The sequence below is a fragment of the Streptomyces sp. NPDC004658 genome (assembly GCF_040609555.1).
Lineage (GTDB): Bacteria > Actinomycetota > Actinomycetes > Streptomycetales > Streptomycetaceae > Streptomyces.
This window is the reverse complement of record NZ_JBEXKG010000195.1, coordinates 1-12,118: the sequence shown is the minus strand read 5'-3', so window position 1 is coordinate 12,118 and position 12,118 is coordinate 1. Positions and strand designations below refer to the sequence as shown.

General features: G+C 73.2%; 9 protein-coding genes and 1 pseudogene. 5 read left to right on the top strand and 5 right to left on the bottom strand.

Annotated features, from left to right (window positions below):
- Nucleotides 1-154: 154 nt before the first annotated feature.
- The 5 genes from ABZV94_RS36415 to ABZV94_RS36395 are packed head-to-tail and all read right to left on the bottom strand — an operon-like array spanning nucleotide 155 to nucleotide 5,828.
- Complete coding sequence (locus tag ABZV94_RS36415) at nucleotides 155-1,465, bottom strand: DUF58 domain-containing protein (protein WP_356348378.1); 1,311 nt, start codon at nucleotides 1,463-1,465, stop codon at nucleotides 155-157.
- On the bottom strand, nucleotides 1,465-2,454 hold the full coding sequence (locus ABZV94_RS36410; RefSeq protein ID WP_356348375.1) for a MoxR family ATPase: 990 nt from the start codon (nucleotides 2,452-2,454) through the stop codon (nucleotides 1,465-1,467). Before ABZV94_RS36410 ends, ABZV94_RS36415 begins: the two co-directional genes overlap by 1 nt.
- Nucleotides 2,454-3,650: a DUF4350 domain-containing protein gene (locus ABZV94_RS36405; protein ID WP_356348373.1), complete on the bottom strand. Its 1,197-nt coding sequence runs from the start codon at nucleotides 3,648-3,650 to the stop codon at nucleotides 2,454-2,456. The genes ABZV94_RS36410 and ABZV94_RS36405 overlap by 1 nt, the downstream gene beginning before the upstream one ends.
- Nucleotides 3,647-4,381, bottom strand: coding sequence for a DUF4129 domain-containing protein (locus tag ABZV94_RS36400; RefSeq protein ID WP_356348381.1), 735 nt, complete (start codon nucleotides 4,379-4,381; stop codon nucleotides 3,647-3,649). The genes ABZV94_RS36405 and ABZV94_RS36400 overlap by 4 nt, the downstream gene beginning before the upstream one ends.
- A gap of 55 nt (nucleotides 4,382-4,436) precedes the next feature.
- Complete coding sequence (locus ABZV94_RS36395) at nucleotides 4,437-5,828, bottom strand: glycerophosphoryl diester phosphodiesterase membrane domain-containing protein (RefSeq protein ID WP_356348372.1); 1,392 nt, start codon at nucleotides 5,826-5,828, stop codon at nucleotides 4,437-4,439.
- Between the two features lie 140 nt (nucleotides 5,829-5,968).
- On the opposite strand from ABZV94_RS36395, the gene mtnA reads away from it, so the two are divergent.
- The 5 genes and pseudogenes from mtnA to ABZV94_RS36370 all read left to right on the top strand — a co-directional run.
- On the top strand, nucleotides 5,969-7,114 hold the full coding sequence (gene mtnA, locus ABZV94_RS36390) for an S-methyl-5-thioribose-1-phosphate isomerase (RefSeq protein ID WP_356348371.1): 1,146 nt from the start codon (nucleotides 5,969-5,971) through the stop codon (nucleotides 7,112-7,114).
- Between the two features lie 117 nt (nucleotides 7,115-7,231).
- Nucleotides 7,232-7,921, top strand: coding sequence for a two-component system response regulator MtrA (gene mtrA, locus ABZV94_RS36385; RefSeq protein WP_005316841.1), 690 nt, complete (start codon nucleotides 7,232-7,234; stop codon nucleotides 7,919-7,921).
- A 1-nt stretch (nucleotide 7,922) separates the two neighbouring features.
- Entirely contained in the window at nucleotides 7,923-10,037 is a 2,115-nt protein-coding gene (gene mtrB, locus ABZV94_RS36380; protein ID WP_356348368.1) for an MtrAB system histidine kinase MtrB, read from the top strand.
- Nucleotides 10,027-11,859 carry an LpqB family beta-propeller domain-containing protein gene (locus tag ABZV94_RS36375; protein ID WP_356348366.1) on the top strand — a complete coding sequence of 611 codons (1,833 nt, stop codon included), beginning with the start codon at nucleotides 10,027-10,029 and terminating at the stop codon, nucleotides 11,857-11,859. Before mtrB ends, ABZV94_RS36375 begins: the two co-directional genes overlap by 11 nt.
- Nucleotides 11,860-11,995: 136 nt before the next feature.
- Nucleotides 11,996-12,118, top strand: a pseudogene (locus ABZV94_RS36370) (ComF family protein); the annotation flags it as partial.

Here is a 12,118-nt window from a genome sequence, read left to right as displayed (position 1 = left end):
GTACTGCAGGGGGGACCCTGTGGGAGAGTAGGACGCCGCCGAACAATTTTTGAGGAGACCCCCGCACTTCGGTGCGGGGGTTTTCTGCGTTTAGGACCATTCGACGTCCCCCGAGAGACAATGCAGGGACAAATGGCGGGCCGAAGCCTTTCAGTCAGAGCCGACCCGCCGATTTCAGAGCCAGATACGCGTCCGCGAGCGCCGGCGCCAAATCCTCCGGTGTCGCGTCGACCACCGTCACACCATGACGGCGGAGCTGCTCCGCAGTGCGCCGACGCTCGCTCTCCGCCTGAGCGGCCGCCGCCGCTTCGTACACCGCCTCCGTATTACCCCGGGCCTGCGCCATGCGGGCAATGTGCGGGTCTGCCACCGAGGCGACCAGAACAGTGTGGCGTTGAGTGAGCTGCGGGAGCACGGGAAGCAGACCCTGCTCCACCGGTGCCGCGTCCAGCGTCGTGAGGAGCACGATCAGGGAGCGGCGGGGCGCGGTGCGGAGCGCGGTGGCGGTGAGGCCGCGAGCGTTGGTCTCGACGAGTTCCGGTTCCAGTGTCGCCATCGCATGCACCAGGGAAGGCAGCACATCGCCTGCCGCGCGGCCCTGGACGAGGGCGCGGACCCGGCGGTCATAGGCCAGCAGTGCCACGCGGTCGCCCGCACGCGAGGCGAGGGCCGCGAGTAGCAGGGCGGCGTCCATGGAGGCGTCCAGGCGTGGTGCGTCGTCCACCCGGCCGGCCGAGGTGCGGCCGGTGTCCAGGACGAGCAGGATGTGCCGGTCGCGTTCCGGGCGCCAGGTGCGGACGGCGACGGCGGACTGCCGGGCCGTGGCACGCCAGTCGATCGAGCGGGTGTCGTCACCGGGGACGTACTCGCGCAGGCTGTCGAACTCCGTCCCCTCCCCGCGGGTCAGCACGCTGGTGCGGCCGTCGAGTTCACGCAATCGTGCGAGTTTCGCCGGCAGGTGCTTGCGGCTGGTGAACGGGGGCAGAACCCGTACTGTCCAGGGGACCCTGTGGGCGCCCTGGCGGGAGACGAGTCCGAGGGGGCCGTAGGAGCGGATCGTCACGCGGTCGGCGTGGCGGTCGCCCCGGCGGGTGGGGCGCAGCCGGGTCGTCACGCGTCGCTGCTCCCCCGGTGGCACCGTCAGCAGGTGCCGGGACGCGTCGATCTCGGTGCCCGGCTGCCAGCTGCTCGGTGGCCACGCGTCGCGGATCCGTGCCCGCAGGGGCCGGCGGGACGGGTTGGTGATCGTCAGCGTGACGTCGGCGGTGTCGCCGAGGCGTGCGGAGGTGTCGCCGGAGCGGGTCAGCCGGAGGCGGCGTACCGGCGCGGCCAGCGCGTAGTCGCAGGCGCAGGCCAGGGCCAGTGGGCCGTTGACCGCGAGGATGCCCGTCCAGCCGGGTTCCAGGATGCCGACGGGGATCGAGCCGAGGGCCGCGAGGAGGGCGGCGCGTCCGGTGAGTGCCATCAGCGGGGGACCGGGACGTGGGCGAGGACGGCGTTGATGACCGCGTCGGCGGTCACGCCTTCCATCTCGGCCTCGGGGCGCAGCTGGATGCGGTGGCGCAGCGTGGGCAGGGCGAGGGCCTTCACGTCGTCGGGGGTGACGTAGTCGCGTCCGGTCAGCCAGGCCCAGGCGCGTGAGGTGGCGAGCAGGGCGGTGGCGCCGCGTGGGGAGACGCCCAGGGTGAGGGAGGGCGACTCGCGGGTTGCGCGGCAGATGTCCACGACGTAGGCGGTGATCTCGGGGGAGACGGTCGTCTTGGCGACCGCGGCGCGGGCCGCCTCCAGGTCGGCGGGGCCGGCTACCGGTCGTACGCCGGCGGCGCGCAGGTCGCGTGGGTTGAAGCCCGAGGCGTGCCGGGTGAGGACGTCGATCTCGTCCTGCCGGGAGGGCAGAGGGATCGTCAGTTTGAGGAGGAAGCGGTCCAGTTGGGCTTCGGGGAGGGGGTAGGTGCCCTCGTACTCGACCGGGTTCTGCGTCGCGGCGACGAGGAACGGCTCGGGGAGCGGGCGCGGGGTGCCGTCGACCGTGACCTGGCGTTCCTCCATGGCCTCCAGCAGGGACGACTGGGTCTTGGGCGGCGTGCGGTTGATCTCGTCCGCGAGGAGGAGGTTGGTGAAGACCGGGCCGGGCTGGAAGGAGAACTCGGCGGTGCGGGCGTCGTAGACGAGGGAGCCGGTCACGTCGCTCGGCATGAGGTCGGGGGTGAACTGCACGCGTTTGGTGTCTAGTTCCAGTGCGGACGCGAGGGCGCGGACGAGCAACGTTTTGGCGACCCCGGGGACTCCTTCCAGTAGTACGTGTCCGCGGCAGAGGAGGGCGACGACGAGGCCGGTCACGGCGGGGTCCTGGCCGACCACGGCTTTGGCGATCTCGGCGCGCAGGGCTTCCAGGGAGGCGCGGGCGGTGCCCGCGTCCCCGCTCTGCCCGGCGTTGTCAGTGGTCGGGTCCATCATGAACGGCGTACCTCTCTTTCGAGGGCGTCGAGTTGGTCGGTGAGGGCGATGAGGGCCGCGTCGTCGCCGGGCGGCGGTCCGAAGAGGAGGGAGTGCAGGGCCTGTCCGTCGCCGGCGAGGTGGGTGGACAGGGCGGGGAGCAGGGCCTCGGGCGTGTGCACCTGGGTGACGGGGACGCCGACGAGGGGGGCGAGGCGGGTGCGGGTGGCCGAGCGGAGAGCGGTGGCGGCGCGGTCGCGGGCGTTGGCGTTGCGGTAGAGGCGGGCGCGGCCTTCGGCGGTCTCGGAGGCCCGGATCGCGACGGGGAGTTTCTCGGGCACGAGGGGGCCGAAGCGGCGTGCCCGCCAGAAGGCGGCGAGGGCCGCCGCGATGAACAGTTGCAGGGTGGCCCAGAGCCATCCCGAGGGGAGCAGGTCCAGGAAGCTCTTCCGTTCGCCGTTGTCGGCGGCGGAGGCGTCGGACAGCGAGGGGAGGTACCAGACCAGATGGGGGCGGGAGCCGAGGAGTTGAAGGGCGAGCGAGGCGTTGCCCTGCTCGTCGAGGCGGTCGTTGTAGAGGATGTCGGGCGCGCCGAGTACGACGGTGTCGCCGCCTCCGGAGGACGCGGGGACGCGCAGGAGGGTGGCGAGGCGTTCGCTGGGGTAGCAGGAGTCCGCGTCGAGGCGGGTGGTGGTGTAGCGGACGCCGCCGGTGTCGGCGGGGCCCGCCCGCCGGGCTTCGGGCAGTGTGCAGTCCGGGTCGAGGGTGGAGCCGTCGCTGGTGGCGGGGTCCGCGGCGACCCCGGGGGCGAGCCGTTCGACGGACCAGCTGCCGGCCGCGACGAGGACGGTCCGCCCGCCGGAGGACGCGGTCGCCGCCTGCAGCCGGGTCTGTTGCCGGTGGGTCAGCAGATCGGGTACGGCGATGAGCAGGGTGGTGTCCGGACCGGCGGCGGCGCGGGCCGCACCGAGGGTGGTGACCACACGGGTGGAGACACCTCGCTCGGCGAGGAGTTGGGCGACGGCGCGGCTGCCGTAGGGGTCGGGGGAGCGCGGGTCGAGGTCGCCGTGCCGGGTGGTGGAGCGTACGGCGGCCATGGCGACGGCCGCGACCAGGAGCAGCACGACGGCGAGTGCGATGCCTCGGGTCCGGGTCCACACCTGGCGGCCGGTGGGTGCGGTGGAGGTGGTCGTCGGGGTGGCCTCGGTGGTCACTCGGCGGCCCCCTGGCGGGTGTTCCGGGCCGTGCTGACGGCGCTGGCGGGGTTGGCGAGGTTCGGCCTGGTGTGTTCCAGGTCGTGGTCGAGTTGGGCGAGGCGGTGGTACGACTGCTCGCCGGCCGTGCGTCCGCCGTATGTGATGTCGTCGAAGTCGCGGGCGGCGGCGCGCAGCCGGTCCGCGTGCGCGGGGAGGACGCGCCCGGCCTCGGCGGCTGCTTCGTCGGCGGTGCGGCCGGGGCGTACGTCGAGCAGGGCCCGTTCCTCCAGGGAGCGGACGAGGGCCCGCATGCGTTCCTGGACGGCCTGGTTCCAGTGGCCCTGGGCCGCGTGGGCCTCGCTGGCGGCGCGATGCTCGGCGGCGCTGCGGGGGCGCTCGTCGAACAGGGTGGCGGCCGAGGTGGGCCGGCGGCGGGGAGTGCCCAGGCGCCACCACAGGGCGCCCAGGACGGCGACGACGAACAGGATGACGACGACCAGGCCGACCGTGCCGCCGGGAGTCGCCGAGGCGGCCGTGCCGAGGGCCCGGTCGAGCCAGTCCCAGAACGCGTTCAGGGCGCGCTGGAGCAGGCTCGGGTCGTTCTCGTGGTACATCCGCTTGGACAGCTCGCGCCGGGCCGCCTCGCGTGCGGGATCGCGCCCGATGGTCACCGGTGGCTCGTCTCCCGAGCCGCCGGCCGCCCGCACGAGCCGGTCCGTCGCACGCAGCAGCCCGCCCCCGACCGCCATGGCGGTGCCCGGTGGGGCCGCGGCGGTGAGGACTCCCCCCGTGAGGCTCACCGCATCAGCTCCCGGGGACGGGGCCGGGGGCGCCGGTTCCGTAGCCCTGGACGCCGGCGGCGCGGGCCAGTTCGAGGTCGAGGGCCTCGCGGCGGATGCGCTGGTCGATGTAGAGGAGCACGGTGACGCCGGCGCTGATCGGAAGGGTGAGCGTGGTGCCGATCAGGGAGCCGATCCCCCGGATGATCAGGAACGCCCAGCCGACGTGTCCGCCGCTGGTGCCGAGGAAGTCGCCCATGCCGTCGCCGCTGACGGCGGCGCCGATGAGGGCGAAGGGGATGGTGACGATCGCCGAGACGATGTTGGCGATGAGCCAGGCGAGCAGCTGGATGCCGAAGACGCGCCACCAGGAGCCGCGCACCAGCTTGGCGGAGCGGCTCATCGCCTTGGTCACGCTCTGGCGTTCCAGCATCAGGGCGGGAGCGGCCAGGTAGTAGCGGATGGCCAGCCACACCGCGACGACGACGGCTGCGAGGATGCCCAGGGCGAACAGCGCCGACCCTCCGGCGTCGCTGCCGCCGCTCAGCAGCACCAGGAAGCCGGGCAGTGCGCCGACGACGATCACTCCGACGGTGATCAGGCCGAGCAGGACGAGCAGACCGGCCAGCTTCGGGATCTGCGGGCGTGCCTCGCGCCAGGCTTCGCCGGTGCTGACCGGTCTGCCGAGCACGGCGCGGCTGGTGATGGTGGTGAGCAGGGCGGTGGCGATGATGACGGCGGCTGCCGAGATCACCGTGACGATGCCGGTGCCGATCATGGAATCGCGCAGGGAGCGGTAGGCGTCGTCGAGGGTGGCGGTCCGGCTGTCGAGGGACGTACGGGCGACGACGTCGTTGACGAAGAAGCCCTGGACGAGAACGAGACAGGTGTCCGTGACGACGGCGACGGCCAGCGCGATGCCGAGGACCGTGCGCCAGTAGGTACGCATGGTGGAGACGGCACCGTCGAGGATCTCGCCGACGCCGAGCGGGCGCAGCGGGATGACACCGGGCTTGGCCGCCGGCGGGGGGCCTCCCCAGCCGCCGCCCCAGGCGGGGTGGCCGCCCGGAGTGCCGTAACCGTTGTAGCCGGGAGGCGGGCCGCCGTAGCCGCCGGGGCCGCCGTATCCGCCGGGGCCGGGGCCGCCGGGCTGCCGGCCGCCCCAGCCAGGGCCGGGCGGCGGGGGCGGCGGGGCCTGCTGCGGGCTGGGGGCACCGGTGGGCGGGGACCACTGGCCGGCCGGCGGCTGTTCCTTGGACCACTTCGAGCCTGGGCCCTGCGCGTCCGTGCCCGGCTGCGGCGCGGGTTCGGTGGGGCCGGGGCGGTCTGCGGGCTCGGCGGGGCCGGACGCACCGGGTTCCCGCCCCTCGGACGACGGGGCGGATCCGGGCGAGGCCCAGCCCGGAGTGTCAGTCATCGAAGCTCCTTCTCGGTGCCCGTCCGCGGTCGCGGCGGCAGGTTGGCAGCCATCGTGCCATGGGCCGGTCACCGGCGGACCGGCCACAGTGGGGGCTGGACTCCTTCAATTGTCCGCCGGATCCGGGGCAGACTGACGGCATGGTTGATCAGCAGGCGCGAACCGGCGGGGACAAGCGGCCGACAGGGATACCGGCGATCCGATGGGAGGAACCACCAGAAGGTCCCGTACTGGTCCTCCTCGACCAGACGAGGCTTCCGGCCGAAGAGGTCGAGTTGGTGTGCACGGACGCGGCGGCGCTGGTGGAGGCGATCCGTTCGCTCGCCGTGCGCGGCGCGCCGCTGCTCGGGATCGCGGGGGCGTACGGCGTCGCGCTCGCCGCCGCGCGGGGCTTCGACGTCGCCGAGGCGGCGCGGGCGCTCGAAGAGGCCAGGCCCACCGCGGTGAACCTGTCCGTCGGGGTGCGCCGGGCGCAGGCGGCGCACCAGGCGGCGCTGGCCCGGACCGGTGACCCCACCGCGGCCGCGGTGGCGGCGCTGGCGGCGGCGCGGGCGCTGCACCAGGAGGATGCCGAGGCCAGTGCCCGGATGGCGGCCAATGGTCTGGCGCTGCTGGACGAGCTGCTGCCCGGGGGCGGGCACCGGATCCTGACCCACTGCAACACCGGTTCGCTGGTGTCGGGTGGGGAAGGCACGGCCTTCGCCGTGGCCCTCGCAGCGCACCGGGCGGGCCGGCTGCGGCGGCTGTGGGTGGACGAGACGCGTCCCCTGCTGCAGGGCGCTCGCCTGACGGCGTACGAAGCGGCCCGCAGCGGTATGGCGTACACCCTGCTCACGGACAACGCGGCCGGTTCCCTGTTCGCGGCGGGTGAGGTGGACGCGGTGCTGATCGGGGCGGACCGGATCGCGGCCGACGGTTCGGTGGCGAACAAGGTGGGGAGCTACCCGCTCGCCGTGCTCGCCCGGTACCACCACGTCCCGTTCATCGTGGTGGCCCCGCTGACCACGGTCGACCCGGACACTCCCGACGGGGCGTCCATCGAGGTCGAGCAGCGTCCCGGCTTCGAGGTGACCGAGGTGGCGGCGTCCCAGGCGGCGGGAGCGGGGGCCGGGATTCCGGTGGCACCGCTGGGGACGCAGGCGTACAACCCGGCGTTCGACGTGACTCCGCCCGAACTGGTGACAGCGATCGTCACCGAGGAGGGAGCAATCTCGCCCGTGACCGCCGAGGCGCTCGCGGAACTGTGCGTCCGGCCTCCGGCGGAGGCTCCGCCGCTGTCGAACTGACATCGGTGACCGGCATCCCCATCGACGGCAGGGGCAGACAGTGACGGCCCCGTACGACTATCGTCACCGGCCAGTGACCTCCCTCACCAGGGCGCCTGTCGCTGTTATGAGAATGGGATGATGTCGTTTATGAAGGGACGAGTCCTTGTCGTCGACGACGACACCGCACTGGCCGAGATGCTCGGCATCGTGCTGCGTGGTGAAGGTTTTGAGCCGTCTTTCGTAGCCGACGGCGACAAGGCGCTGGCCGCTTTCCGTGAGGCGAAGCCCGATCTGGTGCTGCTCGACCTGATGCTGCCCGGACGGGACGGCATCGAGGTGTGCCGGCTGATCCGGGCGGAGTCCGGTGTGCCGATCGTGATGCTCACGGCCAAGAGCGACACCGTCGACGTCGTCGTGGGCCTGGAGTCGGGTGCCGACGACTACATCGTCAAGCCGTTCAAGCCGAAGGAGCTGGTGGCCCGGATCCGGGCGCGGCTGCGCAGGTCGGAGGAGCCGGCGCCGGAGCAGCTCACCATCGGTGACCTGGTCATCGACGTCGCCGGGCACTCGGTGAAGCGGGACGGGCAGTCGATAGCGCTGACGCCGCTGGAGTTCGACCTGCTGGTCGCGCTCGCGCGCAAGCCCTGGCAGGTGTTCACCCGCGAGGTGCTGCTGGAGCAGGTGTGGGGCTACCGGCACGCGGCCGACACGCGGCTCGTCAACGTCCATGTCCAGCGGCTGCGTTCCAAGGTCGAGAAGGACCCGGAGCGGCCGGAGATCGTGGTGACCGTCCGTGGTGTCGGTTACAAGGCCGGACCGAGCTGACATGTCCGGGGACAGCGCCGCTTCGGCCCCCGGCGGTTCTGGGGCCCGTCCGGGGCGGCCTGTCGGCCGGCCGGCGGGAGCGCGCCTGCGGGGACTGTTCGACGGCGGGCTGCTCGAGGGCGGAGTCCAGGGCAGCCCGGTCCTCCGCCTGTTCCTGCGCTGGGTGCGCCGTCCGCTGCTGCCGGTGATGCGGCTGTGGCGGCGCAACATCCAGCTCAGGGTCGTCGCCACCACCCTGCTGATGTCGCTCGGTGTCGTCCTGCTGCTCGGCTTCGTCGTGATCGGGCAGGTGCGCAACGGCCTGCTCGACGCGAAGGTCAAGGCGTCCCAGAGCCAGGCCACGGGCGGGTTCGCGGTGGCCAAGCAGAAGGCCGACGAGGCGGCCGGCGGGACCGGCGCGGGAGCCGGGGCCGGGGCGGGAACCGGTGACGGCACGGCGACCGCGGACGGGCGGCAGTCGCAGAACGTCATCCAGTGGATGAGCGACCTCGTGGAGTCGCTGTCCAGCGGCGGCGCGGGCGCCTTCGACGTGGTGACGCTGCCCGTCGGTGACGACAGCGGCGGCGGACGCAGCCCGCGCGGCTCCGGGAACGTCAACCCGACCTCCAGCGTGCCCGCCGCGCTGCGCGAGCGGGTCAACAGCGGCACGTCGGCCGTCCAGAGCAACACGCGGATCGTCTACTACGGCGGCAAGGACTCGCAGCCGGGGCTCGTGATCGGCAAGCAGGTCAACGACCCGAACGGCCGTCCGTACGAGCTGTACTACCTCTTCCCGCTCACGCAGGAGGAGAAGTCCCTGAGCCTGGTCAAGGGCACGCTCGCCACCGCCGGGCTGTTCGTCGTCGTCCTGCTCGGTGCCATCGCCTGGCTGGTGGTGCGGCAGGTCGTCACGCCGGTGCGGATGGCGGCCGGGATCGCGGAGCGGCTGTCGGCCGGGCGGCTGCAGGAGCGGATGAAGGTCACCGGTGAGGACGACATCGCCCGCCTGGGCGAGGCCTTCAACAAGATGGCGCAGAACCTGCAAGGCAAGATCCAGCAGCTGGAGGACCTGTCGCGGATGCAGCGGCGATTCGTCTCGGACGTCTCGCACGAGCTGCGCACCCCGCTGACCACCGTCCGGATGGCCGCCGACGTCATCCACGAGGCGCGTGAGGACTTCGACCCCGTCACCGCGCGGTCGGCCGAGCTGCTCGCCGACCAGCTGGACCGGTTCGAGTCGCTGCTCGCCGATCTGCTGGAGATCAGCCGTTTCGACGCCGGGGCGGCGGCGCTGGAGGCGGAGCCGATAGACCTCAGGGAGGTCGTCCGGCGGGTGGTGAGCGGTGCCGAGCCGCTCGCCGAGCGCAAGGGCACGCACATACGGGTCCTCGGCGACCAGCAGCCCGTCGTCGCCGAGGCGGACGCCCGGCGCGTGGAGCGGATTCTGCGCAACCTCGTCGTCAACGCCGTCGAGCACGGCGAGGGCAAGGACGTCGTCGTCAAGATGGCCGCAGCGGGCGGAGCCGTGGCCATCGCGGTGCGGGACTACGGCGTGGGACTGAAGCCCGGTGAGGCGACCCGGGTGTTCAGCCGCTTCTGGCGGGCCGACCCGGCACGCGCGCGTACCACCGGTGGTACCGGCCTCGGGCTGTCGATCGCCCTGGAGGACGCGCGGCTGCACGGCGGCTGGCTGCAGGCGTGGGGCGAGCCGGGCGGCGGTTCCCAGTTCCGGCTGACGCTGCCCAGGACGGCGGACGAGCCGCTGCGGGGCTCGCCGATACCGCTGGAGCCCAAGGACTCCCGCCGCAACCGCGGCCTCGACGACGCCGGCCTGACCCGGGCGGTCGAGGAGAAGCGGGCGACGGTTCCGGTGCAGCAGAACGGCGTCCAGGCGCCGGCGCTGCCGCCACGGGCGGAGATCGCGCCGCGGCTGGCCACGGCCACCCCGGCCGTCGACCCGACCGCCCTGCCCGGCAACGGCAACGGCGCGCGGGTCGTGCCCCGGCCCACCGCCGGCGCACGGCGTCCGGCCGACGGGCCCGCCGCACATCCGGCGCCGGGCGGGAGCGCGGGCCGGCCGGACGCGGTCGCGCCGCAGGACTCGACCGAGCCAGGGGAGGCATTTCGTGGCCGCTGACCGCGAGGGGGGCGCACGGCGGCGGTCGTGGCGCGCGGTGGCGTACGCCGCCTTGGGTGTCGTACTGCTGGCCGGTTGCGCCTCGATGCCCGACAGCGGGGACCTGCGGGATGTGGAGTCCACTCCGCGGCAGGACACCGGGGTCCGGGTGTTCGCCATGCCGCCGGCCGACGGTGCCGGTCCCGGTGAGATCATGCAGGGCTTCCTGGAGGCGCTGACCAGTGACGACCCGGGGTACGACACGGCCCGTAAGTACCTGACGGCCGACGCGGCCCGCACCTGGCGGCCGGAGCAGTCGACCACCGTCCTCGCGAACGGGCCGACCATCGAGACCGACTGCCGTCCGGGGGGCCGGGAGGAGGTCAACAGCGTCACCTGCGTGCTGGCCGGCAGCCAGGTCGCCACGGTGGACTCGGAGCAGGCCTACCAGCCCGCCGACGGCACCTACCGCAAGAAGCTGCACCTCACCAAGGACCCGAAGAACGGGCAGTGGCGCATCGACGGGCTGCCCAACGGGGTCGTGATGGGCAAGTCGGACTTCCAGCGCAACTACACGTCCGTCGACAAGTACTACTTCGCCTCCAACGCGTCCGTCGGGGAGAGCGGGCAGCCGGTGGCGGTCGCCGACCCGGTGTTCGTGCGCAGCAAGGTGGACCCGATGACCCAGCTGGTCCGCTCGCTGCTGAAGGGCCCCACCACGTGGCTCCGACCGGTGGTCAGGTCGAGCTTCCCGACCGGTACGGCGTTGCGGAAGGGCGTGTCCGGGCTGGCACCGGACGACCAGAACAAGCTGACGGTCCCGCTGAACCTCAAGCCGTCCCGGGTGGCGCCGAGCAAGTGCACCGAGATGGCGACGCAGATGCTGTTCACGCTGCGGAACCTGGCGCCGACGCTGGAGTCCGTCGAGCTGCGGGGCACCGGCGACGACCGGTTGTGCGAACTGACCGGGGAGCGCGCCGAATCCGTCGCCTGGCACGGATCGTCCAAGCGTCCCGATTACCTGTACTTCCTCGACGGCAAGCACCGCATGGTGCGGATGCAGACCGGGAGCACCGGGACGGCGTCCGCGCCGGTGCCGGGTCCGCTGGGCGAGGGCGGCAGGCGGCTCCAGTCGGTGGCCGTGTCGCGGGACGAGCGCACCGCGGCAGCGGTCGGTGACGAGGGCAGGACGCTGTACGTGACGTCGCTCGCGTCGGACGGATCGCTCGGCGAGCCGCTGGTGACCAGTGCCGGCGCGACCCCCGACCGCCGGCTCGCCACCCCGAGCTGGGACGCCCGCGGCGACCTGTGGGTGGCCGACCGGAACCCGCACCGGCCGCGCCTGTTCGTCCTGGAACAGGGCGCCGACAAACTGGAGCCGGTCGCCGTCCCGGACCTGTCGGGCCGGATCAGGGACGCTCGGGTGGCCGCCGACGGGGCACGGATCGCGCTGGTCGTGGAGAAGGACGGCAAGCAGTCCCTGTTCATCGGGCGGATCCAGCGCGACGACGGCACCGGGCAGGGCATCTCGGTGGACGGCCTGCGGTCGGCGGCACCGGACCTGGAGCAGGTCAGCGCCATCTCCTGGGCCGGGGACAGCAGGCTGCTGGTCGTCGGGCAGGAGCAGGGGGGCGTGCAGCAGATGCGGTACGTCCAGGTCGACGGCTCCACCCTCGACGGCCCCGCACCGGGTGCCCTCACCAGCGTGAAGGCGATCGCCGCGTCCGAGGACGAGCGGGTGCCGCTGGTGGCCTGCTCCGAGGACGGGGTCGTACGCCTGCCGTCCGGGGCGCAGTGGCAGAAGGTCGACAAGGACGGGTCGGCGCCGGTCTATCCGGGCTGAGAGCGGTACGGCCGCGAGCGAGGACGGCTGGGATCCAGGGCGCCTGGCGCCCTTCCCCGTAGCCGCGCTCGCGTTGTCCACAGACCGTTGTCCACAGGCCTGGCCGGTACGCGGTCGCGTTGGCACAGTGGTGGTCATGCGGGGGTGGTGGCAGGACCTCACCGACCTGGTGCTGCCGGCCGACTGCGCGGGCTGCGGCGCACCTCGGACGGCGCTGTGCCCGCGGTGCCGGGCCACGCTGCGCGGGAGCGCGGCGCGG

What these genes read in the sequence shown, in the direction of transcription:
- mtrA (WP_005316841.1), top strand. Translation starts at nt 7,232, where the DNA reads ATGATGTCGTTTATGAAGGGACGAGTCCTTGTCGTCGACGACGACACC.
- mtnA (WP_356348371.1), top strand. Translation starts at nt 5,969, where the DNA reads ATGGTTGATCAGCAGGCGCGAACCGGCGGGGACAAGCGGCCGACAGGG.
- ABZV94_RS36415 (WP_356348378.1), bottom strand. Translation starts at nt 1,465, where the DNA reads ATGGCACTCACCGGACGCGCCGCCCTCCTCGCGGCCCTCGGCTCGATC.
- ABZV94_RS36395 (WP_356348372.1), bottom strand. Translation starts at nt 5,828, where the DNA reads ATGACTGACACTCCGGGCTGGGCCTCGCCCGGATCCGCCCCGTCGTCC.
- mtrB (WP_356348368.1), top strand. Translation starts at nt 7,923, where the DNA reads ATGTCCGGGGACAGCGCCGCTTCGGCCCCCGGCGGTTCTGGGGCCCGT.
- ABZV94_RS36410 (WP_356348375.1), bottom strand. Translation starts at nt 2,454, where the DNA reads ATGGACCCGACCACTGACAACGCCGGGCAGAGCGGGGACGCGGGCACC.
- ABZV94_RS36400 (WP_356348381.1), bottom strand. Translation starts at nt 4,381, where the DNA reads ATGGCGGTCGGGGGCGGGCTGCTGCGTGCGACGGACCGGCTCGTGCGG.